General features: G+C 54.1%; 27 protein-coding genes and 4 tRNA genes. 17 read left to right on the plus strand and 14 right to left on the minus strand.

Annotated elements, in window-relative coordinates; translation table 11 throughout:
- Positions 1-18: 18 nt before the first annotated feature.
- Positions 19-2526 carry an ATP-dependent helicase gene (locus M0D42_RS08730; RefSeq protein WP_265018232.1) on the minus strand — a complete coding sequence of 836 codons (2508 nt, stop codon included), beginning with the start codon at positions 2524-2526 and terminating at the stop codon, positions 19-21.
- 205 nt (positions 2527-2731) lie between these two features.
- On the opposite strand from M0D42_RS08730, the gene M0D42_RS08735 reads away from it, so the two are divergent.
- The 3 genes from M0D42_RS08735 (at position 2732) to M0D42_RS08745 (ending at position 8790) form a co-directional block, all read left to right on the plus strand.
- Entirely contained in the window at positions 2732-4540 is a 1809-nt protein-coding gene (locus tag M0D42_RS08735; protein WP_265018233.1) for a diguanylate cyclase, read from the plus strand.
- A gap of 313 nt (positions 4541-4853) precedes the next feature.
- Entirely contained in the window at positions 4854-8294 is a 3441-nt protein-coding gene (locus M0D42_RS08740) for a pyruvate carboxylase (RefSeq protein WP_265018234.1), read from the plus strand.
- A 109-nt stretch (positions 8295-8403) separates the two neighbouring features.
- Complete coding sequence (locus M0D42_RS08745; protein ID WP_265018235.1) at positions 8404-8790, plus strand: MAPEG family protein; 387 nt, start codon at positions 8404-8406, stop codon at positions 8788-8790.
- Here M0D42_RS08745 and M0D42_RS08750 read toward each other — a convergent pair.
- The gene (locus M0D42_RS08750) at positions 8787-9686 is read right to left on the minus strand and encodes a YHYH protein (protein WP_265018236.1); all 900 of its coding nucleotides are present in this window, start codon (positions 9684-9686) and stop codon (positions 8787-8789) included. The genes M0D42_RS08745 and M0D42_RS08750 overlap by 4 nt on opposite strands.
- Positions 9687-9708: 22 nt before the next feature.
- Entirely contained in the window at positions 9709-10026 is a 318-nt protein-coding gene (locus tag M0D42_RS08755; RefSeq protein WP_265018237.1) for a hypothetical protein, read from the minus strand.
- Between the two features lie 187 nt (positions 10027-10213).
- On the opposite strand from M0D42_RS08755, the gene M0D42_RS08760 reads away from it, so the two are divergent.
- The 5 genes from M0D42_RS08760 to hisB all read left to right on the plus strand — a co-directional run bounded on the left by M0D42_RS08760 (position 10214) and on the right by hisB (position 11982).
- Positions 10214-10288, plus strand: a tRNA-Gly gene (locus M0D42_RS08760).
- Positions 10289-10313: 25 nt separating this feature from the next.
- Positions 10314-10388, plus strand: a tRNA-Gly gene (locus tag M0D42_RS08765).
- A 22-nt stretch (positions 10389-10410) separates the two neighbouring features.
- A tRNA-Gly gene (locus M0D42_RS08770) sits at positions 10411-10485 on the plus strand.
- 91 nt (positions 10486-10576) lie between these two features.
- Positions 10577-11281, plus strand: a complete 705-nt coding sequence (locus M0D42_RS08775) for a DUF1868 domain-containing protein (RefSeq protein ID WP_265018238.1) — start codon at positions 10577-10579, stop codon at positions 11279-11281.
- 113 nt (positions 11282-11394) lie between these two features.
- The gene (hisB, locus tag M0D42_RS08780) at positions 11395-11982 is read left to right on the plus strand and encodes an imidazoleglycerol-phosphate dehydratase HisB (protein ID WP_265018239.1); all 588 of its coding nucleotides are present in this window, start codon (positions 11395-11397) and stop codon (positions 11980-11982) included.
- A 51-nt stretch (positions 11983-12033) separates the two neighbouring features.
- Here the strand turns inward: hisB and M0D42_RS08785 are convergent, their stop codons facing one another.
- Positions 12034-12657 (minus strand): DUF2306 domain-containing protein, encoded by a 624-nt coding sequence (locus tag M0D42_RS08785; RefSeq protein WP_265018240.1) that lies wholly within the window; start codon positions 12655-12657, stop codon positions 12034-12036.
- A 95-nt stretch (positions 12658-12752) separates the two neighbouring features.
- On the opposite strand from M0D42_RS08785, the gene M0D42_RS08790 reads away from it, so the two are divergent.
- The 3 genes from M0D42_RS08790 (at position 12753) to M0D42_RS08800 (ending at position 14316) form a co-directional block, all read left to right on the plus strand.
- Entirely contained in the window at positions 12753-13346 is a 594-nt protein-coding gene (locus M0D42_RS08790) for a TetR/AcrR family transcriptional regulator (RefSeq protein WP_265018241.1), read from the plus strand.
- 62 nt (positions 13347-13408) lie between these two features.
- Positions 13409-14047, plus strand: coding sequence for an imidazole glycerol phosphate synthase subunit HisH (gene hisH / locus M0D42_RS08795; RefSeq protein ID WP_265018242.1), 639 nt, complete (start codon positions 13409-13411; stop codon positions 14045-14047).
- A 17-nt stretch (positions 14048-14064) separates the two neighbouring features.
- Positions 14065-14316, plus strand: coding sequence for a WGR domain-containing protein (locus tag M0D42_RS08800; protein ID WP_265018243.1), 252 nt, complete (start codon positions 14065-14067; stop codon positions 14314-14316).
- A gap of 4 nt (positions 14317-14320) precedes the next feature.
- On the opposite strand, the gene M0D42_RS08805 is transcribed toward M0D42_RS08800, so the two are convergent.
- Positions 14321-14716 carry a DUF2147 domain-containing protein gene (locus M0D42_RS08805; RefSeq protein WP_265018244.1) on the minus strand — a complete coding sequence of 132 codons (396 nt, stop codon included), beginning with the start codon at positions 14714-14716 and terminating at the stop codon, positions 14321-14323.
- A gap of 145 nt (positions 14717-14861) precedes the next feature.
- Here M0D42_RS08805 and hisA point away from each other — a divergent pair, with 145 nt between their 5' ends.
- Positions 14862-15584 carry a 1-(5-phosphoribosyl)-5-[(5-phosphoribosylamino)methylideneamino]imidazole-4-carboxamide isomerase gene (gene hisA / locus M0D42_RS08810; RefSeq protein ID WP_265018245.1) on the plus strand — a complete coding sequence of 241 codons (723 nt, stop codon included), beginning with the start codon at positions 14862-14864 and terminating at the stop codon, positions 15582-15584.
- Between the two features lie 41 nt (positions 15585-15625).
- On the opposite strand, the gene M0D42_RS08815 is transcribed toward hisA, so the two are convergent.
- Positions 15626-16012 carry a hypothetical protein gene (locus M0D42_RS08815; RefSeq protein WP_265018246.1) on the minus strand — a complete coding sequence of 129 codons (387 nt, stop codon included), beginning with the start codon at positions 16010-16012 and terminating at the stop codon, positions 15626-15628.
- Between the two features lie 169 nt (positions 16013-16181).
- Between M0D42_RS08815 and M0D42_RS08820 the strand changes: the two genes are divergently transcribed.
- Positions 16182-16667 (plus strand): DUF2867 domain-containing protein, encoded by a 486-nt coding sequence (locus tag M0D42_RS08820; protein WP_265018247.1) that lies wholly within the window; start codon positions 16182-16184, stop codon positions 16665-16667.
- Positions 16668-16709: 42 nt separating this feature from the next.
- Here M0D42_RS08820 and M0D42_RS08825 read toward each other — a convergent pair whose 3' ends face one another.
- Positions 16710-17153: a DUF302 domain-containing protein gene (locus M0D42_RS08825; protein WP_265018248.1), complete on the minus strand. Its 444-nt coding sequence runs from the start codon at positions 17151-17153 to the stop codon at positions 16710-16712.
- 170 nt (positions 17154-17323) lie between these two features.
- On the opposite strand from M0D42_RS08825, the gene hisF reads away from it, so the two are divergent.
- Both hisF and M0D42_RS08835 read left to right on the plus strand, forming a co-directional pair.
- On the plus strand, positions 17324-18121 hold the full coding sequence (gene hisF / locus M0D42_RS08830) for an imidazole glycerol phosphate synthase subunit HisF (protein WP_265021127.1): 798 nt from the start codon (positions 17324-17326) through the stop codon (positions 18119-18121).
- A 10-nt stretch (positions 18122-18131) separates the two neighbouring features.
- On the plus strand, positions 18132-18446 hold the full coding sequence (locus M0D42_RS08835) for a phosphoribosyl-ATP diphosphatase (protein ID WP_265018249.1): 315 nt from the start codon (positions 18132-18134) through the stop codon (positions 18444-18446).
- Here M0D42_RS08835 and M0D42_RS08840 read toward each other — a convergent pair.
- Entirely contained in the window at positions 18443-18871 is a 429-nt protein-coding gene (locus tag M0D42_RS08840; protein WP_265018250.1) for a CoA-binding protein, read from the minus strand. The two genes, M0D42_RS08835 and M0D42_RS08840, sit on opposite strands and share 4 nt — an antisense overlap.
- A 146-nt stretch (positions 18872-19017) precedes the next feature.
- Here M0D42_RS08840 and M0D42_RS08845 point away from each other — a divergent pair, with 146 nt between their 5' ends.
- A complete protein-coding gene (locus M0D42_RS08845; RefSeq protein ID WP_265018251.1) occupies positions 19018-19497 on the plus strand; it encodes a DUF1203 domain-containing protein in 480 nt (159 codons plus the stop codon).
- Positions 19498-19666: 169 nt separating this feature from the next.
- Here M0D42_RS08845 and M0D42_RS08850 read toward each other — a convergent pair whose 3' ends face one another.
- The 3 genes from M0D42_RS08850 to rlmB form a co-directional block, all read right to left on the minus strand.
- Entirely contained in the window at positions 19667-20125 is a 459-nt protein-coding gene (locus M0D42_RS08850; RefSeq protein WP_265018252.1) for a YHS domain-containing (seleno)protein, read from the minus strand.
- A gap of 98 nt (positions 20126-20223) precedes the next feature.
- Entirely contained in the window at positions 20224-20508 is a 285-nt protein-coding gene (locus tag M0D42_RS08855; protein WP_265018253.1) for a hypothetical protein, read from the minus strand.
- A gap of 64 nt (positions 20509-20572) precedes the next feature.
- Positions 20573-21355: a 23S rRNA (guanosine(2251)-2'-O)-methyltransferase RlmB gene (gene rlmB, locus M0D42_RS08860; protein WP_265018254.1), complete on the minus strand. Its 783-nt coding sequence runs from the start codon at positions 21353-21355 to the stop codon at positions 20573-20575.
- A gap of 134 nt (positions 21356-21489) precedes the next feature.
- Between rlmB and M0D42_RS08865 the strand changes: the two genes are divergently transcribed.
- Positions 21490-21573, plus strand: a tRNA-Tyr gene (locus tag M0D42_RS08865).
- A gap of 65 nt (positions 21574-21638) precedes the next feature.
- On the opposite strand, the gene M0D42_RS08870 is transcribed toward M0D42_RS08865, so the two are convergent.
- The 3 genes from M0D42_RS08870 to M0D42_RS08880 form a co-directional block, all read right to left on the minus strand.
- Positions 21639-22949: an O-antigen ligase domain-containing protein gene (locus M0D42_RS08870; RefSeq protein ID WP_265018255.1), complete on the minus strand. Its 1311-nt coding sequence runs from the start codon at positions 22947-22949 to the stop codon at positions 21639-21641.
- A complete protein-coding gene (locus M0D42_RS08875; protein ID WP_265018256.1) occupies positions 22942-24399 on the minus strand; it encodes a GumC family protein in 1458 nt (485 codons plus the stop codon). The genes M0D42_RS08870 and M0D42_RS08875 overlap by 8 nt, the downstream gene beginning before the upstream one ends.
- A 118-nt stretch (positions 24400-24517) precedes the next feature.
- On the minus strand, positions 24518-25132 hold the full coding sequence (locus M0D42_RS08880; RefSeq protein ID WP_265018257.1) for a response regulator transcription factor: 615 nt from the start codon (positions 25130-25132) through the stop codon (positions 24518-24520).
- Positions 25133-25280 lie beyond the last annotated feature (148 nt).

Consider the following 25280-nt stretch of genomic DNA (forward strand, 5'->3'; position numbering starts at 1 on the left):
AAGGAGGCGCGATGGCGGCTAGAACGGGATATCAGTTGAAGCAGTTACGAATTTGGCCACGACCTTTTTTTCACCGGCCTTGTCAAATTCAATTACAAGCTTATCGCCTTCGATTTCCATGATTTCACCATAGCCAAACTTCTGGTGAAACACGCGGTCCCCAACAGCATGACTTGAGACCGCTTCGAGGTCGATAATCGTATTTTTGCTTTCCTTCGGTTGGCTCAGCCCCCGTTGCCCTGCCCGATCTTGCATGCGCTTCCAGCCCGGTGAGTTATAGGTGTTGGCGGATTGCACGCGATCCTGAATGCCGCTGCCAAAATCCCCCGTCGCCCCACCATGACCACCGCCATAAATACCGGGAGCGGTGAGCACCTCGACATCTTCTTCAGACAGTTCATCAATAAAGCGACTTGGCATTTGTGACTGCCATTGGCCAAAGACGCGCCGGTTGCCCGCAAAACTGATCGTACAGACTTCTTCGGCCCGCGTGATACCGACATAAGCAAGCCGCCGCTCTTCTTCTAAGCCCTTGAGCCCGCTTTCATCCATGGAGCGTTGCGAGGGGAACAGCCCATCTTCCCAACCCGGCAGGAAGACCACCGGGAATTCCAAACCTTTCGCGGCGTGCAGCGTCATAATGGAAATCTTGGCATCCGCATCGTCGTTTTCATTGTCCATGACAAGACTGACGTGTTCGAGAAAACCTTGCAGGTTGTCGAAATTCGCTAGTTGGCCCACAAGTTCCTTGAGGTTCTCAAGCCGCCCCGGTGCTTCCGGGGTTTTGTCGTTCTGCCACATCGATGTGTAGCCTGATTCATCGAGGATGATCTCAGCGAGTTCCGTGTGGGGCATCGTTGGAACTGTCTCGGAAACTATGCCTTCTTGGAAACCCTCTGTGTCTTCATCGAAGAGTTCGCGGTTGTAACCTATGTCTTCGAAAACTCCGCCATCGGTTTCAATAACTTCGTCGTCAACGTCTACTTCGACAACTGGTTCCACTACATGCTGTGCTGCTTTACCAAGCATCGCAACTCGCCAACGATCAATGCTATCGATTAGAATTCCTAATTCTTTGGCACCCTTGCCGCCAATTCCTTTAGCTTCCAGCAAAAGACGCGCGCCTTCCACAAGTGAGACGCCGTTTTCACGCGCGGCGGTTTGGATTTTCTGAACCGCCACATTGCCAAGGCCGCGTTTCGGGGTGTTCACGATCCGCTCAAAGGCAAGATCATCTTCGGGGCTGGTGACCACGCGGAAATAGGCCATGGCATCGCGGATTTCCATGCGCTCGTAAAAGCGCGGGCCGCCGATGACGCGATATGGAAGGCCAATCGTGAGGAAACGATCTTCAAAAGCGCGCATCTGGTGGGAGGCACGGACGAGGATCGCCATATCCTCCAGCCCATAGGGCTTCATACCGCGCGTGCCATTTTGCAGCGCTTCAACCTCTTCGCCGATCCAGCGCGCTTCTACCTCGCCATCCCAATGGCCAATCAGACGAACCTTTTCGCCTTCTTCCTGTTCGGTCCAAAGCGTTTTGCCGAGACGGTTTTCATTGCCGGAAATGACCGCAGAGGCCGCCGCCAGAATGTGAGGGGTCGAGCGATAGTTCTGCTCCAGGCGCACGACATATGCGCCGGGGAAGTCCTTTTCAAACTTCAGAATGTTGCCAACTTCAGCCCCGCGCCAGCCGTAGATCGACTGGTCATCATCGCCAACGCAGCAAATGTTTTTATGCTCTTGAGCCAACAGGCGCAGCCAAAGGTATTGGGCGACGTTTGTATCCTGGTATTCGTCTACGAGAACGTAGCGGAACCAGCGCTGGTATTGCTGTAGTATGTCAGTGTGGTTCTGGAAGATCACCACTACGTGCAACAGCAGGTCACCAAAGTCGACAGCGTTCAGCTCTCGCAGGCGGGTCTGGTATTGCTCATAAAGCTCCCCACCCCGGTTGTTAAAAGCGCCCGCATCTGCTGCTGGCAGGCGGTCCGGCGTCAGGGCTTTGTTCTTCCAAGCATCAATCAGCGAAGCCAGCTGTCGCGGTGGCCAACGCTTTTCGTCGATATTGGCGGCTTGTATCAGCTGCTTGAGAAGTCTGATCTGATCGTCTGTGTCCAAAATGGTGAAGTTCGACTTCAGCCCTACCAATTCCGCATGGCGGCGCAGCAGTTTCACACAGATCGAGTGGAAGGTGCCCAGCCACGGCATGCCTTCAACTGTCTGCCCCAACATGCGACCGACGCGGTCTTTCATCTCGCGTGCAGCCTTATTGGTGAAGGTCACGGCCAGAATTTCGTTCGGGCGCGCCCGCCCCGTGTTGAGCAGATGTACGATGCGCGAGGTCAGCGCTTTGGTTTTGCCTGTGCCAGCGCCTGCCAGCATCAAGACCGGCCCATCGAGCTTTTCCACCGCCTCGCGTTGCGCGGGGTTCAGCTCGTCCAGATAGGGTGTCGGCCGCGCGGCCATGGCGCGGGAAGCAAGGGAAGCGCTCTCAAAGGCGTCGGATTCGTCAAAACTGCTCATGGCGCACAGGGTATCGCGGCTGTCGCGCGAAGGGAAGTCACGTTCTCCTATTGTTCCTCGCCCGTTTTTTAAGATTGTCAGGCGAGAGTTAACCAGTGTTTGACGCAATTCTCTTCAAATTGAAAGAAAGTCCCTGCGCCCCATTAACGGTTTCAACAGGGTCAATCGTGTTGAGTGCTCTGGGGCGTTTATGGGAGTTGATGGAATGCGGTTCGTCCGGAGGTTTCGCAATTGGTTTTGGGTTGCGAGTGTTGTGGTCTTTGCAGGCCTCACTGCCACGGGTGGGTACTGGGCGCACCGCATGCTGCCTGAACCGATCGTCAAATGGATGCTGGATACAGACATCCAGACCCAAGCGCAGCTGTGGCAACGGCGGATTCTCAGCCAAATCTCATCTGGAGCCGGGGCTTTTGAGGATCAGCAATTGTCTGATGCCGATTTGGAGTTTCTGCGCCTCGTGCCAAACACCTCTGATATCTACCGTATGAAATTGGTTTCTGATGAAGGTCTTGTCTTTTGGTCAACGCGTCCCGAAGATATCGGTAGCACTTTGGCCAATTCTAAAGTGCGCGCGGCTGGTATCTCAGGAGAGTTTCTGTTGGAAGCCTCGCAAAAAGACGCGAGTGAAATCGATGGATTGGCCATTCACTCTTTGGAAATCGACACCACCAAACGCCATCTGGTCTATGAGGTTTACACACCTGTGTTTCAGGATGGAGCCTATGTTGGCACGTTGGTCTTTTTCAAAGATGTCACAGGCCTGCATGACGTTCTTTATGAACGCGTCGACAAAGGCGTCACCTATGGGGCCTTGGCGCTGATCCTCGTGATGCTGGGCACTGCAGTGTTTATGGTGCGCACGTCACGCAATCAGATGCGGCGCATTGACGATCGCAATTCTGAAGAACGCGAAATTCTAGAAAACCAAATGCAATTGGCCAAAGAGGTCAAACTGCTTGGAGAACTCAATGAATGGCTGCAATCCAGCCGATCATTGGATGAGCTCTTCGATATGGTCATCAAGTTTATGAGCCACATGCTGCCGGAATGTGCTGGGTCCATTTATGTCTATTCGAACTCACGCGATGTTTTGGATGGGGTCAGTTCGTGGAACGATGGCGTGGTCAAACGGCACATTCACCCGGAAGCCTGCTGGGGGCTACGCCGGGGTCGCACATATACATATGGCACCAGTGAGGTAGACTTTATCTGCGAACACGCAGAGCCGCATGACGATAGCCCCTATTTCTGCTTCCCGGTTCTGGCACATGGGGAAACCGTGGGTTTGATGCATCTGAAGAAACGTCCTGATGTTTCTGATCACGATTTCCTTGCGGTGCGCAAACTGGCTCAGATGTGCGCAGAGCAGATCTCAATGGCCATCGCCAATGTGCGCATGCGTGATCAGCTGCAGGAACAATCCATTCGCGATCCTCTGACGGGGCTGTTCAATCGACGTCATATGATCGATCGGTTGCGCCATCTGGTGGACCTTTCAGGGGATCGGACCAGAGCCGTACATGTTATCTACCTCGATCTTGATCATTTCAAACGCTTCAATGACACCCATGGACATGACGCAGGAGATTACGTGTTGCGCGCTGTTGGGGAGGTGCTGGATGCCAGCTGCAGCGATGACGAGGTGGCTTGCCGAATGGGCGGAGAGGAGTTTGTGATCCTTTGGCCGGACCTGGCTGACGCTGAGCTTAAACACCGTCTGGATGCGTTGCGTAGCAAAATCACCGGGTTGTCATTGAACTATCAGACGAAAAATCTCCCAAAGGTTACTGCCTCTATCGGTGTCGCCTCTTCTCCACAGCATGGCACCTTGCCTCAGGACATATTGAGAGCCGCGGACGAAGCTATGTATGACGCAAAAAACAATGGCAGAGACCGCATCGTCTTTGCCGGTCATCCCTCGCGTTCAGCAACTGCGCCTTTGGTGTTGTCAAAAGACGAAGCTCTGTCTGAAGAAGAGGCGAAACCTTCAAAGGGCGATATTGCTGCGGAATAGCACAGAGACAATTGCTGCATCGCCGCATCTACGAGTCTGACAGCTCCAGCAGATAAAACCGACTAACAAGTCGAGTTTATTTTTGCAGTTGCGAATTTAGGTCAATTGAATTGACCTACTAACATTTTCGAACATAGATTTTGACCCGATTTTACGATTATCTGAGTGTAATCGACGTTTTTTGGGTAGCAAATGGTACGAATTTTTTACCAAATCCCTGCAACTCAGCACTTCTTGGTATTGATTCAAGGCTTCTGCTCGATCTAGCCAAGGACTGCGAACACTATGTCGACCCAAGAAAGGCTCCGTTCTTATGGCAGATTTCAAGAAAATTTTGGTTGCGAACCGCGGTGAAATTGCAATTCGCGTCATGCGTGCAGCAAACGAAATGGGCAAGCAAACCGTCGCTGTCTTTGCCGAAGAGGACAAACTGAGCCTACACAGATTTAAGGCAGACGAAGCTTATCGCATCGGCGAAGGCATGGGACCGGTTGCGGCCTATCTGTCTATCGATGAGATCATTCGCGTGGCACGCGAAAGCGGTGCCGATGCGATCCACCCAGGCTACGGTCTCCTGTCTGAAAACCCAGACTTCGTAGACGCCTGCGTAGCCAACGGCATCACCTTTATTGGTCCAAAGGCTGAGACCATGCGCGCGCTTGGCGACAAGGCCTCTGCCCGTAAAGTGGCCATCGCCGCTGGCGTACCAGTGATCCCGGCAACCGAAGTGCTGGGCGATGACATGAAGTCGATCAAGGCGGAGGCCAAAGAGATTGGCTACCCGCTGATGCTCAAAGCCTCCTGGGGCGGTGGCGGTCGCGGCATGCGGCCAATCATGGGCGAAGACGAAGTCGAAGAAAAAGTTCTGGAAGGCCGTCGCGAAGCAGAAGCCGCCTTTGGCAATGGCGAGGGTTATCTTGAAAAGATGATCACCCGCGCCCGCCACGTGGAAGTTCAGATCCTGGGCGACAAACATGGCGGCATGTATCATCTTTTTGAACGAGACTGCTCCGTTCAGCGCCGCAACCAGAAAGTGGTTGAACGCGCCCCTGCCCCATATCTGTCTGAAGCACAGCGCGCCGAAATCTGTGATCTCGGCTACAAGATCTGTAAGCACGTGAACTACGAATGCGCGGGCACGGTTGAATTCCTGATGGATATGGAAACCGGCAAGTTCTACTTTATCGAAGTGAACCCACGCGTTCAGGTGGAACACACGGTGACCGAAGAAGTCACTGGGATCGATATCGTTCAGGCACAAATTCTCATTGCGGAAGGCAAAAAGATTGCTGAAGCCACCGGCAAAGGCAGCCAGAAAGATGTCCGTCTGAACGGTCACGCTCTGCAAACCCGGATCACAACTGAAGATCCACAGAACAACTTCATCCCGGACTACGGCCGCATCACCGCTTACCGCGAAGCCACCGGCATGGGCATCCGTCTGGACGGCGGCACCGCTTATTCTGGTGGGGTGATTACCCGTTACTATGACTCTTTGCTGACCAAGGTGACCGCTCACGCGCCGACCCCGGAGAAAGCGATTGCGCGTATGGATCGTGCGCTGCGCGAATTCCGTATCCGCGGCGTTTCGACAAACATCGCCTTTGTGGAAAACTTGCTGAAGCACCCAACTTTCCTCTCCAATGAATACACTACAAAGTTCATTGACGAGACAGCTGACCTCTTCAGCTTCAAAAAGCGTCGTGACCGCGGCACCAAGGTACTAACATATATTGCGGATATCTCCGTCAATGGTCACCCGGAGACACAGGGGCGCGCTGCGCCTGCAGAGGATTTGAAACTTCCAGTTGCGCCAGAAAAGAAGGCTGATCCAGCCTACGGCACGCGTAATCTTCTGGAACAAAAAGGCCCTCAGGCGGTCGCAGATTGGATGAAGCAGCAGAAGCAATTGCTTCTGACTGACACCACAATGCGGGACGGACACCAGTCCCTACTGGCAACGCGTATGCGCTCCATTGATATGCTGCGCGTGGCGCCAACCTATGCCGCGAACATGCCGCAGCTCTTCTCGATGGAATGCTGGGGCGGCGCAACCTTTGATGTGGCCTATCGCTTCCTTCAAGAATGCCCGTGGCAGCGTCTACGCGACCTGCGTGCGGCAATGCCAAACCTTATGACCCAGATGCTGCTGCGTGCATCCAACGGCGTGGGCTATACAAACTACCCTGACAACGTTGTTCAGTCCTTTGTGGCAGAAGCGGCGAAAGGCATCGATGTCTTCCGCGTGTTTGACAGCCTGAACTGGGTTGAAAACATGCGTGTTGCGATGGATGCAGTCCAAGAGGCGGGCAAGGTCTGTGAAGGCACCGTTTGCTATACCGGCGATATTCTGGACCCGAACCGCGCCAAGTATGACGTGAAATACTACGTTGATATGGCGAAAGAACTGGAAGCGGCCGGTGCTCATGTTCTGGGTCTGAAAGATATGGCAGGCCTTCTGAAACCTGCTTCAGCGAAACTCTTGATCCGTGCTCTGAAAGAAGAGGTCGGCCTGCCGATCCACTTCCACACACACGACACATCTGGCATCTCCGGCGCGACCGTTCTCGCCGCCGCTGATGCGGGTGTGGACGCGGTTGATGCGGCAATGGACGCCTTCTCTGGCAGCACATCGCAGCCGTGCCTGGGCTCTATCGTCGAAGCCCTGCGCAACACCGATCGTGACACCGGCATCGACATCGCCTCTGTCCGTGAGATTAGCGACTACTGGGAAGGCGTGCGCGCGCAGTACACAGCGTTTGAAAGCGGCACAACTGCGCCAGCCTCCGAGGTGTACCTGCACGAAATGCCAGGTGGCCAGTTCACTAACCTGAAAGCGCAGGCGCGTTCCTTGGGGCTGGAAGAACGCTGGCATGAGGTTGCGCAGACCTATGCGGATGTGAACCAGATGTTTGGTGACATCGTGAAGGTGACACCGTCTTCCAAAGTGGTGGGCGACATGGCCCTGATGATGGTGAGCCAGGGCCTGACCCGTGAAGAAGTGGAAGACCCGAACAAAGATGTGGCCTTCCCGGACTCCGTTGTTGACATGATGCGCGGCAACCTTGGTCAGCCAGCGGGTGGCTTCCCATCTCATATCATTGAGAAGGCACTAAAGGGCGAAAAGCCAAACACCGAGCGTCCGGGTAAGCACCTGGAGCCAGTGGATCTGGACGCAACGCGGGCGGACCTGTCCAAGCAGCTTGAAGGGTTTGATGTCGATAATGAAGATCTGAACGGCTACCTCATGTACCCAAAGGTCTTCTTGGATTACATGGGTCGCCATCGCCTTTACGGCCCGGTCCGCGCTTTGCCGACCAAGACTTTCTTCTATGGCATGGAACCGGGCGAAGAAATCTCTGCAGAAATCGATCCGGGGAAAACACTGGAAATTCGCCTGCAGGCCATCGGTGAGACCGGCGAAGATGGTGAAGTGAAGGTGTTCTTTGAACTAAATGGCCAACCACGTGTCATCCGCGTGCCAAACCGTCTGGTGAAGTCTTCCACTGCGGCCCGTCCGAAGGCAGAGCTGGGCAACGCAAACCACATCGGTGCGCCAATGCCAGGTGTTGTTGCGTCCATCGGCGTCAGCACGGGTCAGAAGGTGGCTGAAGGCGATCTTCTCCTGACGATCGAAGCGATGAAGATGGAAACAGGCATCCACGCCGAGCGCGACGCGGTTGTGAAAGCCGTGCATGTCACGCCGGGTGGCCAGATCGACGCCAAAGACCTTCTGGTCGAGTTGGAAGACTAAGCGCAACCGCTTACGAAGGAAAAAGCCCCGCCTCTGCGCGGGGCTTTTTCTTTTCATCCATTGATCTTACCCACCCGCGGCCTAAGTGCTTTGCAGGCAGGAGGAAAACATGGGTTCAATTACTGCGATTTATGCGAGCTTGCTTGCGCTGCTTTACGTCTGGTTGGCCGCGCGGGTGATTTTGTATCGGCGAGACAATCGCATTTCCTTGGGAGATAGCGGTGACCCGGAAATGCGCCAGCGCATGCGCACCCATGCAAATTGTGCTGAATATGCACCCATCGGTGTGATCCTGTTGCTGTTGCTTGAACTGCAGGGCGTTCCGAGTTGGGTGGCACATGCTTCTGGACTTTGCTTGGTCGCCGGGCGTGTATTACATGCAATTGGATTGCAGCCGCACCCGATGAATTTCCGCCAGCGCACGTTGGGAATGGCGCTGACGCTTTCTCAAATCATCGGAACTGCGATTGTGCTGCTCGCTCTTGCGTTGCTTTAGCGCCGACCTTTGCTAAAGCTGCGATCCGCGGTTCCCACAAGGCATCGAGGCACCACCGGGAAGCTTTCGGTAAGGAAATAAGCATATGTGCCATTTGGGTAGTCCTGGGTTTTGACATAGCCGCCATTGCATTGGTCTAAATCCCCGGAACCAGCCACATAAGCGTAGTCTTGAACGAAGGTTCCGTCGTAATCCCCTGAGGGTGCGGACCCACCTGGGCGGTTTCCTGACTTCAGCCGGTATGAGCTTTGCATCTTCTTAACGGTGCCATCCACCTGAGCGGTGATTGCATAGATCGGAAAGCCATCTGCCGCATAGCCGATCAGCGGGGATTCTGCTTTGCTTGACCAGCCAAGTTCCTGCATCAGACCCACGGGAAGGCCATGATAGTGGTAGGCCCCTGTCGGCTGTACGTGGCCATAGTTTTCATCAAGCCCAAGCCGCACAGCGCCGCCAAGCGCCTCGTATTGCCAACCGGAGCGCGGGTTTCCCATCCAGAATTCAGCCGCACCGGGATCGAAGGGAACACCGTTGACGGCCACACCGAACAATCCTCCGCGGCGCATGCCTGTGGCTAAACCAACCGTCGGATTAGTAGATACTTTGAAAGTGTAGCTCTGCGCTTTGATCCGGTTAGGGTTGCCTCGATTAGGGAAACGCCCAACCGCGTGATCTGGCACCCCGTTGGCACGAATGGTTCGGGTGTTGCCCGAAGTGGTAATACTCACCCGATTGGAGCTGAGAGACTGACTGGCCGAGATCAGCTGCAGCGGCTTGGCCTCAGTGGCCGTGTGGTTGCGCATCTGTGGCCTGCCCTGTGCGTCTGCGCTGGCGACAAAGCCCAATCCAAGGGCCACCACCAAGGCTGTGATGCGAATATTACCATTACCTGTCATGGACTTACCTCCTGCTCGAAATTCAATTCATCACCAAAACCGGTCCCTGCCCGTCCGATCCAAAATCAAGGACAGCAGTGAAAATGCCGGGAATGGGAGTTTCGAAGAATAGCGTGACGTCAACATCCTGCTGCGCACCGGGGGCAATGAGCACCGGAGCAATCGATGTGCTTTCCGCATTCGGGACAGAGATTGCCTGAAGCACGACTTCCGCCTCTGAATAGTTGGATACGGCGAGTGTCAGCGTCATACGGCTGCCCGCGACGGCGATGGCCTCCACATCAGAGACGATGCGCGTCACGTGATGTCCGTCGTGCGCGGGCACCATAACTGGCGTCATTGTGACCCCAAAGATCACCGCCATCCGCCGGAAAAATGTGGAATATGTTGTGTTTGCTATCTTCATGACGGGTAATACGCCGGGGTTCTAAGTTTCCGTCGCAGCTTGAGATATTTTTTTGCCAAGGCGTCACTTTTCCTCTTGCGGCTACGCCGTAGAGTTTATATTTCACGCCTCACTCAACGGTGCGGGCGTAGCTCAGGGGTAGAGCATAACCTTGCCAAGGTTAGGGTCGGGCGTTCGAATCGCCTCGCCCGCTCCAGAGAGTGACATAGAACTGACGGTTTGCGGGCGTAGCTCAGGGGTAGAGCATAACCTTGCCAAGGTTAGGGTCGGGCGTTCGAATCGCCTCGCCCGCTCCATCGGTTCCAGACATTTTGAAGCGCGGGCGTAGCTCAGGGGTAGAGCATAACCTTGCCAAGGTTAGGGTCGGGCGTTCGAATCGCCTCGCCCGCTCCAAAATGTCATTGCTGAAAAATATCAGAATTTTCAAAAGCTATAATACAGCCGTCACCTGTGCTTCGTAATATCCGTTCAACGGAGATCTACTATGACACCAACGACAAATATCCTTCGCTTTTCAGATGTTGATAACGATGCCCCGCCGCCTCGGTTGGGTGTTCGATATACCAATACTAAGTTCCTTCCTGAAGGCGGCAATACCGTCGTCTGCCATCTAAATACCGACGCACCGGAGCATGAGGCAATTCTTGATGCCTGCAATCGGATGCGCGCTTTGCCTTCAGCCGACAGATTCTTATTCACGCCGACAGCCAGCCTGCACATGACGCTTTTTAACGGCGCATTGGAAACGCAAAGGGAAATGAACTTCTGGCCGGAATGGTTGCCGCTTGATGCGCCAATGACAGAGGTCACACGCTGGTTGCTTGAAAGTTTACGAGAGTTTCAGCCACTATCTCGCTTTAACGTTCGGATTGAAAGCATCGCCCCTACCGGGCTTCAACTTTGTGGCGCAACTGCAGCTGACGAACAAATCATGCGCACCTGGCGCGACGCGCTATGCGGACCATTTGGATACCGTCATCCGGACCATGATAACTACAGGTTCCACATGACTTTCGCCTACCCGCTCGCATGGATACCACAGGCTATAGTTCCGGTTTGGCAGGAAGAATATCAGTCCATTCTTTCAGATTTACAGGTTACCGTTCCAGTTATTCCACTTAATCCGCCAGCGTTTTGCACATTCGAAGACATGACACATTTTGAAGAAATTCTCAGGTTTGAATCTTAAAGCGTCCGCCAGCTTTGCACATTTGGCACGTACACGAGTTTCCGTTTTAACATCTCTTCCCCTCTGCCCCCTGCCCGCCTATAACAGCGCGGCAAAGTACGAAGGAATGGCCCATGCGCACAGGCAGCGTCAGCCGCAAGACTGCGGAAACTGAAATCACCGTTGAGATCAATCTCGACGGCACAGGAAGCTATGACAACCAGACCGGTGTTGGCTTCTTTGACCACATGCTGGACCAACTGTCGCGCCATTCCCTGATTGATTTCAAAATCCGCGCCAAGGGCGACTATCACATCGATGATCACCACACGGTCGAAGACACCGGCATCGCGCTGGGTCAGGCTCTGGTGCAAGCGCTCGGTGATAAACGCGGGATCAACCGCTATGGCGAATGCCACCTGCCGATGGATGACGCGCAGGTGCGTGCTGCTCTGGATCTCTCCGCGCGACCGTTTCTGGTCTGGAACTTGGACATTCCAACCCAGAAGATCGGCACATTCGATACGGAGTTGGTGCGCGAGTTCTTCACCGCTTTCGCGACCAACGGCGGCATCACCCTGCACATTGATCAGCTGCACGGTGGCAACAGCCACCACATTGTTGAGGCCGCTTTCAAAGCAGTTGCGCGTGCATTGAGGACCGCAGTGGAAACTGATCCGCGCAAGGCCGGCGATATTCCATCGACCAAAGGCGCCCTTTAAGGAAGCCAATCCCAGAATTGAGAAAGCCCGGCCTTCGCGCCGGGCTTTTTGTTAGGCAGGCTGTGCGGCGACACGCCGTCTCAGCATCCATTCTGCCAAGATCAGATTGGGCACCCAACAGGCCCAGGACACAAGCACATAGGCCAGCTCGAAGCCCAACAGAGGGATACCGATTGGCAGATATATCCTCAGGGTCACTGCGGCCAGCGTTAGTGCCGCAGATCGGATCATCCAGCGACGGTGCTCTGCAATGCGCCTTTGCATGGCCAATTGCACAGCACGGGCCGTGATTGCGAGCCATAGGATTGCCAGCAGCCCAAAGCCTGCGGCGGCTATGGGGCCCGCCTCGGATGTGATCGCTAAGAGCAAAGCGCTGATGCCTGCAAGCAGAACCATTACTGCATAGAGACGGCCACCCCAGCGATGCAGACCAGGTCTGCAGCTGCGCAGTCTCTGGCTGAACTGGACCGGCAAAAGAAGCAAGGCAATCGGAGCAAGGCCAATATGCAGATAGAGGCTGACCGGTCGGGACATAGCGTGATGGACCATATGGGGCATAACCAGCGAAAGTTCCGCGATCAGAAACCGCAGCGAAGCAATGGCAACCAGCACCGATAAGATCCAGACAATCATCAGGGACCAAGAGGTCTCGATTTTAGAACGGGTGGTAGACATGAGGATCTCCAGTAAACTTGACGATGTAAAGTTAATCTTGACAGTGTAAAATCAAAACAACTTGACGATGTCAAGTCTCTTGCTAGTAATGGGCTATGTCAGAGGCGACCAAGAAAAAGCACCATCACGGAAATCTGAAAGAAGCGCTGGTACATGCCGGGATCGAGCTGCTTGAAGAAAGCGGCATTGACGGGCTGACCTTACGCAAATGTGCGGCGCGCGCTGGCGTTTCGCATGCGGCTCCCGCGCATCATTTTGATGGGCTATTGGGGCTCAAGATAGCGATTGCTCAGGAAGGTTTTCTTATCTTTTCAAGATACTTAGAGGACGGGCTGGAAGGAATAGATAACCCAAAGGAACGTCTGCGTTCGATCTGTCGTGGTTATTTAGCTTTCGGGTTGGAACACCCCGGCCTGTTGAATGTGATCTTTGGCACCGGGCTTGCGGCCCTTGTGCCAGACAATCGTGAAGGCGGCTATGCCTACAACATTCTGCGAGGCGTCTGCGCACCGTTTATTCCTGAGGGGCAAGATCCTCAGGTAGTGGAAATTCAGGTTTGGTCTCTGATTCATGGGTTCACCATGCTGTATCTGGCGGGAGAATTTGGGTGCCCGCCCCCACCGATCCAAGATGGCCCTTTTGACCAGGTGGTTACCCTGCTTGATCGTGTTGGAAACCTTAGCTCATAGCCCTTCTCTCTTGACCCCGGCACCAATTCGTTTCACTTGAGCATCAAGCGAAAGGACTGACCATGCTGACAGCGATCATCGACTATGAAAGCGGCAACTTGCATTCCGCAGAAAAGGCTTTTCAGCGGATGGCCGAAGAAGTCGATGCCGGTGAGGTTGTTGTCACTTCCGATGCCGATGTTGTGGCCAAGGCAGACCGGCTGGTGCTACCCGGTGATGGTGCTTTCCCAGCCTGCGCCGCTGAATTGCGTGGCCACAAAGGCATCTATGACGCCATGGTAGAAGCGGTCGAACAAAATGGCCGCCCTTTCCTTGGCATTTGCGTCGGCATGCAATTGATGGCGACCACTGGCCGTGAATACGAAGATACAAATGGTCTGGATTGGGTCAGCGGCGAGGTCGTTAAGATCCAGCCGAGTGACCCCCGCCTGAAAGTGCCGCATATGGGGTGGAATGATCTGGTGATCGACCAGCCTCACGCCCTGCTTGACGGTGTTGAAAGCGGACAGCACGTGTATTTTGTACACAGCTACCATTTTCAGGTCACCAACCCTGCTGAGCGCATCGCCCACGTGGATTATGCGGGTGACATCACAGCCATCATTGGACGTGACACAATGGTTGGCATGCAATTCCACCCGGAAAAAAGCCAGCATGTCGGTCTGCGCATGATTAGCAACTTCCTGCGCTGGAAGCCCTGAGCTGCCGTTCGTTCCCTGTGCACGTCCGACTTGAGAAATTCAATCATAACCGCAGGCAAAAGCGGTACTACGCGCTACGTCTCAACCAGACGCTTTTTGGCGAGTGGTGTCTGGTGCGCGAATGGGGTGTGATTGGCGGTGCGGCGCAAGAAAAACGTGACTATCTGGCCGAAGCCCCCGCTGCAGAAAAAGAGCTTGAACGCCTGAAAGCGGCCAAGCTCAAAGGGGGATATGCTGTTATCCCCGTGCAATTGGGCATGTTTGGCTGAGCCCTTAGTTCACGCGTGTCCAAGTCTGGCCGCGGCAGATTGCACCGCCTGCGACACAGCCTTTAACGGTCAGCTTATTCCCACTCAGAGACATCTTGGACTTATAAGTTTTGTCCTTGTCTGGCGCCCAGATCTTACCGCCGCCATAGCTGCCATCCCCTTGGGATTTCATATCCCAGATCATGCGTTTACCAGTGTGCTCATAGTCAGAGCTCACGCTGCCTTCCGCATCGAAGGCCTTGTCGATAGAGCCACAAAGCGCGTCTCCGCAGGGTGCCATCTTTACATGTAGATAGCCGCCCGTGTCTCCGGCTTCGGTTTTCCAGGTCCCCGCTGCTGCGTCAGCGAGCGCAATTGAAGCTGTCAGGCTCAGAGCCCCTGCAAGCAAAGCAGTTTTCATAAGTTCACTCCCTTTTTGCGAAGCAGCCTGACGCAGGCCACCGGCTTCGATCAAGAATGACTTGGGGTCAGGTTGCCATTTGCGCGAGGTCATGCATAAGGGCAGCCAGTGGGAAAAAACCGACGATAGACCAAAGGAAACTGCCATGATCCTCTACCCTGCAATTGACCTGAAAGACGGCCAGGCCGTGCGCCTGCTGCATGGGGATATGGATAAGACCACTGTCTTTAACGACAACCCGGCTGCGCAGGCGTTGGAATTTGTGAAAGCAGGCTGTGATTGGCTTCACTTGGTTGACCTGAACGGCGCTTTTGCTGGCGAGCCTGTGAATGCCGCTCCGGTTGAAGAAATTCTGAAGCAGACCAAAGTGCCAGCTCAATTGGGTGGTGGCATTCGCGATATGGCAACAATCGAACGTTGGATCGACAAAGGTCTTGCACGTGTGATCCTCGGCACCGTTGCGGTGGAGAATCCTGATCTGGTGCGCGAAGCAGCGAAGGAATTCCCCGGTAAAGTCGCCGTTGGCATCGACGCGCGGAATGGCAAGGTCGCAACCAAAGGCTGGGCGGAAGAGACCGATGTGATGGTCACCGATCTCGCCAAGTCATTTGAAGACGCAGGCGTCGCTGCAATCATCTACACCGACATCATGCGCGATGGCGCGATGAAGGGCCCGAATGTGCAGGCAACAGCTGATCTGGCGAATGCGGTTTCGATTCCTGTGATCGCCTCTGGTGGGGTGTCCTCACTGGAAGATTTGCGGGCTTTGAAATCCTGCGGAGCAAAGCTGAACGGCGCAATTTCAGGCCGCGCGCTTTATGATGGGGCGATTGATCTGGCCGAGGCGCTCACTGTTCTGAAATCCTAAAAGATTGGGCGCCTCAGGCGCCCATATTTTCTTTCAGCCATTTACTTCTCAAGTTCAGCAACCGCGTTGTCAAAAGCGCGGGTTTCCACAAGCGCCTGCGCAATTTCGACAGGGACACCTCTTGTGATCATACGTTGGAACAAAATTTTTGCGGTCTCAGTGCCCTTTTCCACCTTATAGGGCTTCTGCGCATTCAGGGCTTCTCGGAACGCAAGACTGTTGTCCCGCGTTGTCATTTCAAAAGTCCAACTCTCATAGCCCGGACAATCCACAAGGATGTCAGAAAAGGCCGTGTCTTGTTGAGCTTTCGTGACCTTATAAGCCAGCTCCAAAAGACGACATTCTGATGTGACAGCGCTGGTCGCAGATGCCGCTTGTGCCGCGATCACAATACCCGTGGCACACCATAAAATTCTCGAACGAAACATAATAAAACCTCCCACAAAATATGGGATTTCTTAACCCGTTCTTAATTTCTGGCAAGCGGGGGAATGTGACCATTTTGGGGCATTTTGCATGCGACAAACGCGCCCGGTTGCTTGAAGATTTTGCTACTCCCCCCAAGGTGTAGTGGAGGACATTTGAAAGGATTCGCGCATGGTCCAGAAGGTCAGAAAAATTCCACTCCCTGAAAGCAGCGCATTGCATGACCGCATTCAAGACGGAGACTTCATCGACTGCTTCGCAACCGATGCTCAGATCTCTCCACGCCAAGCAGCAGGCGTCATTGTCGACTTTCCAATCTGGGGAAAATGGCTGGTGAAACTCCGTGGGATTGTCACGGCACCTTTTGGATTAGATCAGGACGGCCCCGACGCCGAGGACAAACTCGGCCCCTTCCCTGTTGAAAGTGAAACAGACCATGAGATCATTGCGGGTTTTGACGACAAGCATCTCGATTTCAGAGTGTCGGTAATCTGTGAAAACGGCCAGCTTTCTCTCGCGACCTGGGTGCATCCTCACAACATTGGTGGGCGTCTTTATCTGGCACTTATCATGCCGTTTCACATCTTGATTGCCCGAAACGGTGTGGCAAGGGCTGCTCTTGCTGGCAATCGGCCACCTGTCCCATCCGCATCTTGATGGTCGGCTTTCCGCACTTCAGAGCGCGGAAAACCTCTTGGATTATTCAGCGGCTGCGGCGGTCAGCTTGCCTAACGCACCTTTCATTATGGCAATGAAGGGCGCTTCTCGATCGATGCCCAGACTCACTAATCTTGTAGTGGGGTCTTCATAGGTCAAATACACCGTCCCATCCTCGGCCTCATAGGCCAAGACTTTCAATGGCAAATAGAGACCCGCTTGGATATTTGCCTGCATGGCTGGAGTACCGATTTTCGGGTTCCCGAAAACCAGCAATTCGGCATCGGCCAATTCTTCTCCGATTTTCTTTGCGCCTCCGGCGTGGTCAACACGAGCAAAGACCGTGGTCCCTGCATTTTCAACGGCGGCTTCAAGGGCATCGATTGTTTCCGATACGGATTTGTTGCTGATAACTGAGATCAGCTCTGCAGCGGCGGGTAGACTGGACGACATGGCGATGGCTCCGGCAATAAGTAGACGTTTCATAATGTCTCTCTCCCAATGGGTACCTACGCAGTCATTCACGATAGGCACGTGACAATTGGCCAATCACAAATAGTCGACCGCAAAAAAACGGCAGGCTTTGGCCGTGACGCGCGATCCTCGCCTTGGCGCAGCGGGGAAAACCAAGTATGAGACCGCCAAGAGGTGCCAAGATGTTGAAAACCCGCCTGATCCCTTGTCTGGACGTTGCTGATGGCCGTGTGGTCAAAGGTGTGAACTTTGTTGGCCTGCGCGACGCGGGCGACCCTGTCGAAGCGGCTCGTGCCTATGATGCGGCCGGTGCTGACGAGATCTGTTTTCTCGACATCCATGCCACCCATGAAAACCGTGGCACCATGTTTGACATGGTACGTCGCACAGCGGAGCAATGCTTTGTTCCTCTGACAGTTGGTGGCGGCGTGCGTACGAAGGACGACGTGCGCGCACTTTTGCTGTCGGGTGCGGACAAAGTAAGCTTTAACTCTGCCGCAGTGGCCCGCCCTAACGTGATCGCTGAATCGGCAGATCAGTTTGGCAGCCAATGTATTGTCTGCGCGATTGATGCCAAAACCGTTGGCCATGACGACGAAGGCGAGCCAAACAAATGGGGTATCTTCACCCACGGTGGCCGCAAAGAGGCGCTTGATGGCGAAGGTAACCCGATTGATGCGGTGGAGTTTGCAAAACTCGTCGCCTCTAAAGGCGCGGGTGAAATCCTGCTGACCAGTATGGATCGTGATGGCACTAAGTCGGGCTTCAACCTGCCCCTGACCAAAGCCATTTCGGATGCCGTGGATATCCCGGTGATCGCCTCTGGCGGGGTTGGCAACCTGGATCACCTCGTCGAAGGCGTGACCATAGGCGGAGCCTCTGCCGTGCTGGCCGCCTCGATTTTTCACTTCGGTGAATATACGGTGCAGGAAGCGAAAGAGCACATGATTGCCAATGGCATTCCAATGCGTCTGGTGTGAGGGCTGGTAGATGAACACTCTGAACGATCTTGCCGCGACCATCGCAGAGCGCGCGAAAGCCGATCCTGACAGCAGCTGGACCGCAAAACTTCTGGCCAAAGGTCCAGAAAAATGCGCTGAAAAATTTGGCGAAGAGGCGATTGAGGCCATCATCGAAGCCATAAAAAATGACCGCGAAGGCCTGATCAGCGAAAGCGCTGACGTGCTGTTTCACCTCTTGGTCATGCTGCAGTCGCGTGGCGTGGCGCTGGAAGAGGTTTTGGCTGAACTGGCGCGCCGTCAGGGCACAAGCGGCATCGCGGAAAAAGCCAGCCGAAAAGGCTAGCTTGTTCGGCCCAATCTCGGAAATTCGATCATTGGGCAACGGTTTATTATCACAGTCAATCCTGCAGCCTCGGCTTTCTGAGCCGCGGCCTCGTCTATGACGCCCAATTGTGTCCAGACGGTCTGCAAATCTGGAAGATGCGCCAAGGCATCCTCGACAACCCCCATCAAAGCATCCGATTTGCGGAATACATCTATCATATCAACAGGTTCATCGATTTCTTCCAGAGAGGCGCGGATGGTTGTGCCAAACATTTCTTTGCCCGCGTGCCCCGGATTCACCGGGATCACTCGATAGCCCTGCTCATGCAGGAACTGCGCCACATAATGGCTGGCGCGCGCTGGATTCATTGAAAACCCGACCACGGCAATTGTTTTTGCGCGATCAAAGACCTGATTAAGCAGCTCATCGGAATATTGTGTCATGCCCCAACATTTGGGTGTTCAGAACGGAATGAAAAGAGCAACCCCACGTCTCAATCCTAGAATTCGCGATGAAAGCGCAGGAAGCGGGTCGTCTTAGAGCTTGCGGAAACGCAGTTTGAGGTAAAACATGATCAGGAGAGTTCGGAATGGACATTCAATTCAAAGCGCTTCCCGCCCGCGACTTCAAACATCTCTTTACACTTACAGATCAGGAGCTGGCTGCACAGCAGGCCAAACGTATGACGGTGACCGACTGCCCCGGTGCGCCCTGCCGCGTTAGCATGGTGGATGCAGAAGTTGGTGAGACCGTCATTCTGCTGAACCACACGCATCTGAACGCAGATAGCCCCTTTCAAGCGCGCCACGCTATATATGTGCGTGAAAATGCCGAGGAGGCTCACTTTGAAGTCAATGAAGTCCCAGAATTACTGCGCTCGCGCATGATATCTCTGCGCTTCTTTGATGCGGATCACATGATGATTGATGCGGATCTGGCAGTGGGGGATCAGCTCCTAGAGTTTCTTTCCAAAGCCTTTGATAATCCTGAGGTTGCCTACGCTCATATGCACTACGCCAAACCCGGCTGTTTCGCTGCTTCGGTTCATCGGGCGGATAGCACAAACTAAAAAAGCGCCCGGAAAATATCCGGGCGCAGTGCGGAACGAGGGACAGTGAAATGAAGGCAAGAGTTCCGGTCTTGCCCTCATGAATAAGAGATATGACGAAATTCTCGTCTTTCCAGAGGATGTAAGAAAATTGTGAACAATGCCTTAATCCTCGACACTTACCCGTGATTCAGGCCTCTAGAACCGCAGGCCAATTGGCATCAGCACGGGCGACAAATCCAGGAATATCTTTGCGCCACTTGGCGCGCACGGATTTGTTGAAATTCAGGTAAAGCTTGCCGTCATGCAGCGTCCAGGCGTCGGCGTCGGTTTTTGCGGTGGCACCATGGGCGACAGCAAAGGCGCACCACCCGCCATATTGAGGCGCATAGGCTTCTGGGTTGGCGGTGAAATCAGTAAGGTTTTCAGCAGAGGCAAAATGCCATTCTGCGCCCTTCCAATTGGTCTTGTATGCGGCATCACCCTTCACATGGGTTTCCTGTTTGAAAAAGGCCACGGTGTCATAGCCTTTGATGGCCACGCCATTTGGTGCATAGATTTCGGCGGTTTTTGCAAAAGCTGGGGATGCTAGAGACAGCGCCGCCGGGGTTGCGGCTGCGGCGATGAGAAATGAACGACGGTTCAGCATTGTGGGCTCCGGTTTAAATGAACTGACCCAAGACTATGCAAAAATTAGAATTCCCCTAGAGGGGGTGACGACTTTGTGAGCGCCTGTCAGCAAATGTTTCAGTCAAAGATATCAAGTATATCGTCAAAATCATCAAAGAGTTCCGACAGGAAGCCCTTCTTTTTCTTCTTGTATTTTTTCTTTGATTTCAGCGGCTTCTTATAAGCAACTGGCTTTTCATAATGCTGCTTTTTCTCAGCCTTACGCGATTTGACAGGCATTTGCTTGATGTCATGCAGTGGCGCCCCGCAGGAAGCACACGCCAGCTCATGTTGCACATCACCGGTCAGTTTCAGGGCCGCCCGTGTGCCGCAATAACAGCATGTCGCGATTTTTGGTCCCATCTCTGCCCTGCTCTTTTGGTTCTGTTCAGAACGATATTGCCTTCAGTGCCTCGTGTTTCAAGCCTCAGGACTTCGGCTTGGCCGCATAAAGCGCCACTGCTGCGGCGTTGGAGACGTTTAAGGAGCCGAAACCGCCAGCAAAATCGATTTTTACAAGCTGATCCACCGTCTCTTTGGTTTTCTGACGCAGGCCCGGTCCTTCAGCGCCAAGAACCAAGGCAATCGGTCGGTCATATTTGCCGTCCAATACCTCTTCGATGGTTTCCTCAGCTTCACCATCCAGCCCCAGAACGATGTACCCCATGTTCTGCAAATCAATAATGGTATCCGCCAGATTGCGCATGCGCAGATAAGGCTGGCGTTCCAAAGCACCAGAAGCTGTTTTCGCAAGCGCCCCAGTTTCAGGTGCCGAGTGATGGCGGGTTCCGATCACGGCCTGCGCGCCGAAGACCTCGGCAGAACGCAGAATCGCGCCAACATTATGTGGATCGGTCACGCGATCGAGCAAAACCAGACGCGGAGGACGATCATCAGAGCTGATTGCGCGATCCGTCAGGCTGCCCCAATTCAAGGGCTTCACTTCTAATGCTGCGCCTTGGTGCACGGATTGCTTATCGATCGGAGCGTTGAATTTCCGCGGGTCCACCATTTCTGGTGTCATGCCAGAGGCGGCAATGGCCTCTGCGAGCTTGTCAGAGGCGTTTTTGGTCACCATGAGTCGCAGTTTTTCCCGCGCTGGGTTCATCAGCGCATCACGCACCGCATGAAGGCCAAATAGCCAGACCGTTTCGGCAGATGCGGCCTTTTTGGCCTGCTCTTTTTCAACGACCCACTTTGGCTTTTTCATGGTTTTCCGCCTTCCAGAAATAAGAGCGGTACCAATGCAGTGAACTTGACCCATCTGCAAGAGATTTTCTTGTTGACGCCCCCCAATGGGGCCTGTAATCAGCCCCTCACGTTCAGCAGCGATGCCGAACAAGTGGGCGACAGGCCGCAAGGTGTGGCAGGGGACTGTAACTCCCTCGAGGCGACTCACGCTTGGTTCGATTCCAAGGTCGCCCACCATTTTACTCAGACCCATCAAGGGTTTGCAGATACCAAAACGGCTCCTTCGGGAGCCGTTTTTGTTTTCATGATGCAATGGCTGGCTTCACACGTTTGGGATGCACAGTGTCAATTGGATCGGCTGCAATTTCTCGCGCATGAATGCCCAGGATCATCAGACCCGGCCAGAGCAAATAAGCTTCGATTTCAATGTTTTCCCCGAAAGACAGCATGCAAATCACCAGCAGGATTCCCAAAGGCAAACGTCCGCGTTGATGAAGTGTAGTATCCGCTAAAGCTGTGAGCAGCTGGTAGAGCAATGGGATCAGCAGAGCCAGGAAGCCCAACAGACCTTTTACAAACAAAAGCCCATACCAGGTGTGATGTGTGCCGATGGGCATATATTCGACGATATGCGCACCGGGTTCTGGTCGACCATGACCGAACCAGACGGCCTCTTCCCGCCATCGTTCCTCTGCAATGCGCTGCAATGTGGCGCGTACACGGGTGCTGTCGGCACGGGCGTTTTTGAAGGCGGATATCCCTGCCCCTAGCGAGGAAATCAATCGATCCGCGGTTACTGCAAGGCTCGCAGTCAAACCCGCCAAAAGGAAGACAGCCCATTGCTTTCCGATCAATGGCAAAAGTCTTGGCGGGATTGTGCAAAAGACCAACCCAACGAGTCCCATACGCGATTTTGATGCCAGTACCATCAGAACACCTGCCCCGATTCCAGCGGCCCTCCATTTGCGATCTTTCTCTTCAAGCGCAAAGAGCACCATGCAAACGCCAAGCAAGGCTGCAAATGGAGACCATGGCGCGAAAAATTGCCAGCGCGGCGTCCAGGACGCTGGATCGAAAGTGAAGAGGAACAGTGTGAAATACTCTGGTCCGGGCCCACCAACGACCTTCAACGGCGACGTGAAAATACGTTCTGGCAGTCCGATATAGGGGGCGGCGAGCAGAACTGGCGCAAGACAGAGGGTCCAAAAGCCCACGATGCATTGCCCGCGGATCAATATTTCCCGGCGGATGGGCAGGACGGCCCCAACGAACGGAAAGAGCGCCATCAAAGCCCAACCCTTGGCCCAGCCGATCGTAGACTTGATCGTCGAGGCAAGCCCATAGCCCCAGTTTACGTGCCCAACCCAGAGAATGGGCAGCATCGCCGCCATACCAATCAACCAAAACCAAACAGATGTTGGAATTGCCTGCGCATTCAGATCAGATCGCATAGCTGGTCCGAGATAGAGCGCAAGCGCCGCGATACCGGCGAGAACCCAAGCCAGGACAGGACCAACCACATAAAGTGCACCGACAGCGTAAAGCGGCCATGTCCAGGTGAGAGTCCTATAGATGATGGTTTCAACCGGGTTCGCAGGCTTTAGATCAGACATGAGACACGCCATCTCTGAGGCCCAAAGCCCAGCGAATGATACTGCGACGCAGCCAACCCAATGAAAGCGCGATGAGCGCAAGGAATGTCGCCCCAGCCCCTGCAAGAAAAGCAAGTTTCTTGCGTGGTGAGCTGCCTTCCTCAGGAAGGGATGGGTTTTCCAGCACCTGCACCAGTGGATAAGAGGCAAAAACGTCAGTCTTTGAGGACTGTGCGCGCGCGATAGCAGAGGCAAACACGGCCTCGGCTACTTGGAAATCCCGTTGCAAATCTTCGAGCTGCGCAGCAGCGCGTGAAGCTTTGGCAAGGCGCAATTTTTCTTGTTGGTAGCGCTTATCAAGTTCCTGATGCTGCGCCTCAAGCCCGGCGCGTTCTGCCTCGTTTCGCAGAAGATCAGCGAGCAAGGACGTGCGGTCCCCGTATTGAGAAACATTCAGCTTTGCGGCCACCGCACGTGGCATACCGGTGATGGCCATTGCGGCCTCCACAGTCGCCTCTTGCGCCATGTCATATGCGTTTTCAGCTTCCTGGCGCTCTGGATGCCGCGTACCGAATTGCACGCGCGCCCTGTTGCGCAAAGCCGCCTTCGCAGAAAGATCGTCTACCAAAGCCAGATATTGTTGATCAGAATATAAATCGAGCGCGCGGGCAGCCTGTTGCGGCGTGAGGCCGAGCGATTGCTGCAAACGACCCACGAAAGCGGTTTTATCATGCAACTCACTGCGAAGAACCACCAGATCAGACAAGCGCGCATCGTTTTCTGAGACCTGCTGGCTGAACTGATCCCTAGAAATAAATCCGGTTTCAGACTGCAGGCGGTTTACGGCCTGGCGGGTGGCCAACACAGAGTCGCGATATTCTTCGATGGCCTGAACTGCACCCTCCTCGCGCTCTTGCAAATCATCGGTGCGCAGTGCCTCAACTTCCTTGAAAAACGCCGTCAAAATCGCCTGATTGCGGTCGCGTGCTTCCTCAGGAGTTACCCCGGTCATTTCAACGTGGATCAACCCAGTTTGGTCAACCAAGGTCACCTTTGGTCGAGGCAGGTCTTCTCGGCGGGCATTCAAACTCAAAGCCGCGGCATCCAGAATGCGATCCGCCCTTAGCAGGCGTTTGTAGGTTTGGGTTGGGCTGATCGAGTTGCTGGAAAAGGCCGAGGATGCATAACTGCTGGCTTGGCCGATACCCTCCATATTCACGCTGGCCGACACCCCCGATCCCGGCAAAATCAGAGACATCTGAGAGGTATATTTTGGCGGCGCGGATGAGAGATATCCGATGATTGGGGCCCAGATCAGAGCAATCCAGATCAGGCACACCGCCAGGTATCTTAGAATGCGCTTGAAGAGATATCCTGGTTGACCAGGTTTTCCCTTCGCCAAAACTTTATCCAAACGGCTGAGGTATTCAGCGTTGGACACGTAGGTCGGAACATTGGGTTGCATCACCATGGGGCACTCGCACTGAAGGAATTTACCAGTCAGCCTAGCCTTGGCACGCCATCAAAATTTCGGGGGATTGGAGAGTAATGAGGGCAAAGGCATGCCCTCATGATCCGTTTGGATAGGCTTAGAATACGCCTTGGTCGCGGGCGATCAGCGCCGCTTGGGTGCGATTTGCCACGCCCAGCTTCTTATAAAGCGTCTTCACGTGCAGCTTCACCGTAGGTTCCGACAGATCGAGATCGCGGGCGATCTCTTTGTTGGATTTGCCTTCGGTCAGACCTTTCAAAACCTGAGTTTCACGTTCTGTCAGGTTTTCCAAAAGCGGGTGATTGTTCGCTTCTGGTTCTGCAGTCATGAATTCCAACGGGGCGTATTTCTCACCCATGGCCATGAACTTGATCGCGTTCACCAACGATTTTGCTGGCAGGGTCTTCGGAACAAATCCCGTCGCCCCCAATTCCAGCGCCTGTTCGGCTATTTCGCGGTTGGCCTCGCCTGACATCAATGCCACGCGGTGCACACCGTTGCGATCAGCGGCGATACGCAGGCCATCGAGCCCGTTCATCCCCGGCATATTGTAGTCCAGGAGGACCAGATCATATGTCCAGTCCCCATCAATCAGCGCGACTGCTTCTGCAAGATCCGCAGCTGTATGTGTCTCTATATTCTCTTCCTGATCCATGAAGGCCACCAACGCGTCGCGCAGCAGGTCATGGTCATCAGCAATCAAAATACGCATCGCCGATACCTCGCTCGATACTTTACTCAATAATGTTTTGTCGCAAACAACTGTGGCCGAAATGGGAAAATTTCGCGGGAAACATCAGGTGATAACTCTACCCTAAGGGATAGGAAGAAAACACAACAGCATGAAAAACAAGACCTTT

Source organism: Cognatishimia activa (genome assembly GCF_026016445.1).
Taxonomy (GTDB): Bacteria; Pseudomonadota; Alphaproteobacteria; order Rhodobacterales; family Rhodobacteraceae; genus Cognatishimia; species Cognatishimia activa_B.

What these genes read in the sequence shown, in the direction of transcription:
- M0D42_RS08730 (WP_265018232.1), bottom strand. Translation starts at nt 2,526, where the DNA reads ATGAGCAGTTTTGACGAATCCGACGCCTTTGAGAGCGCTTCCCTTGCT.
- M0D42_RS08735 (WP_265018233.1), top strand. Translation starts at nt 2,732, where the DNA reads ATGCGGTTCGTCCGGAGGTTTCGCAATTGGTTTTGGGTTGCGAGTGTT.
- M0D42_RS08740 (WP_265018234.1), top strand. Translation starts at nt 4,854, where the DNA reads ATGGCAGATTTCAAGAAAATTTTGGTTGCGAACCGCGGTGAAATTGCA.
- M0D42_RS08745 (WP_265018235.1), top strand. Translation starts at nt 8,404, where the DNA reads ATGGGTTCAATTACTGCGATTTATGCGAGCTTGCTTGCGCTGCTTTAC.
- M0D42_RS08750 (WP_265018236.1), bottom strand. Translation starts at nt 9,686, where the DNA reads ATGACAGGTAATGGTAATATTCGCATCACAGCCTTGGTGGTGGCCCTT.
- M0D42_RS08755 (WP_265018237.1), bottom strand. Translation starts at nt 10,026, where the DNA reads ATGACGCCAGTTATGGTGCCCGCGCACGACGGACATCACGTGACGCGC.
- M0D42_RS08775 (WP_265018238.1), top strand. Translation starts at nt 10,577, where the DNA reads ATGACACCAACGACAAATATCCTTCGCTTTTCAGATGTTGATAACGAT.
- hisB (WP_265018239.1), top strand. Translation starts at nt 11,395, where the DNA reads ATGCGCACAGGCAGCGTCAGCCGCAAGACTGCGGAAACTGAAATCACC.
- M0D42_RS08785 (WP_265018240.1), bottom strand. Translation starts at nt 12,657, where the DNA reads ATGTCTACCACCCGTTCTAAAATCGAGACCTCTTGGTCCCTGATGATT.
- M0D42_RS08790 (WP_265018241.1), top strand. Translation starts at nt 12,753, where the DNA reads ATGTCAGAGGCGACCAAGAAAAAGCACCATCACGGAAATCTGAAAGAA.
- hisH (WP_265018242.1), top strand. Translation starts at nt 13,409, where the DNA reads ATGCTGACAGCGATCATCGACTATGAAAGCGGCAACTTGCATTCCGCA.
- M0D42_RS08805 (WP_265018244.1), bottom strand. Translation starts at nt 14,716, where the DNA reads ATGAAAACTGCTTTGCTTGCAGGGGCTCTGAGCCTGACAGCTTCAATT.
- hisA (WP_265018245.1), top strand. Translation starts at nt 14,862, where the DNA reads ATGATCCTCTACCCTGCAATTGACCTGAAAGACGGCCAGGCCGTGCGC.
- M0D42_RS08815 (WP_265018246.1), bottom strand. Translation starts at nt 16,012, where the DNA reads ATGTTTCGTTCGAGAATTTTATGGTGTGCCACGGGTATTGTGATCGCG.
- M0D42_RS08820 (WP_265018247.1), top strand. Translation starts at nt 16,182, where the DNA reads ATGGTCCAGAAGGTCAGAAAAATTCCACTCCCTGAAAGCAGCGCATTG.
- M0D42_RS08825 (WP_265018248.1), bottom strand. Translation starts at nt 17,153, where the DNA reads ATGAAACGTCTACTTATTGCCGGAGCCATCGCCATGTCGTCCAGTCTA.
- hisF (WP_265021127.1), top strand. Translation starts at nt 17,324, where the DNA reads ATGTTGAAAACCCGCCTGATCCCTTGTCTGGACGTTGCTGATGGCCGT.
- M0D42_RS08835 (WP_265018249.1), top strand. Translation starts at nt 18,132, where the DNA reads ATGAACACTCTGAACGATCTTGCCGCGACCATCGCAGAGCGCGCGAAA.
- M0D42_RS08840 (WP_265018250.1), bottom strand. Translation starts at nt 18,871, where the DNA reads ATGACACAATATTCCGATGAGCTGCTTAATCAGGTCTTTGATCGCGCA.
- M0D42_RS08845 (WP_265018251.1), top strand. Translation starts at nt 19,018, where the DNA reads ATGGACATTCAATTCAAAGCGCTTCCCGCCCGCGACTTCAAACATCTC.
- M0D42_RS08850 (WP_265018252.1), bottom strand. Translation starts at nt 20,125, where the DNA reads ATGCTGAACCGTCGTTCATTTCTCATCGCCGCAGCCGCAACCCCGGCG.
- M0D42_RS08855 (WP_265018253.1), bottom strand. Translation starts at nt 20,508, where the DNA reads ATGGGACCAAAAATCGCGACATGCTGTTATTGCGGCACACGGGCGGCC.
- rlmB (WP_265018254.1), bottom strand. Translation starts at nt 21,355, where the DNA reads ATGAAAAAGCCAAAGTGGGTCGTTGAAAAAGAGCAGGCCAAAAAGGCC.
- M0D42_RS08870 (WP_265018255.1), bottom strand. Translation starts at nt 22,949, where the DNA reads ATGTCTGATCTAAAGCCTGCGAACCCGGTTGAAACCATCATCTATAGG.
- M0D42_RS08875 (WP_265018256.1), bottom strand. Translation starts at nt 24,399, where the DNA reads ATGGTGATGCAACCCAATGTTCCGACCTACGTGTCCAACGCTGAATAC.
- M0D42_RS08880 (WP_265018257.1), bottom strand. Translation starts at nt 25,132, where the DNA reads ATGCGTATTTTGATTGCTGATGACCATGACCTGCTGCGCGACGCGTTG.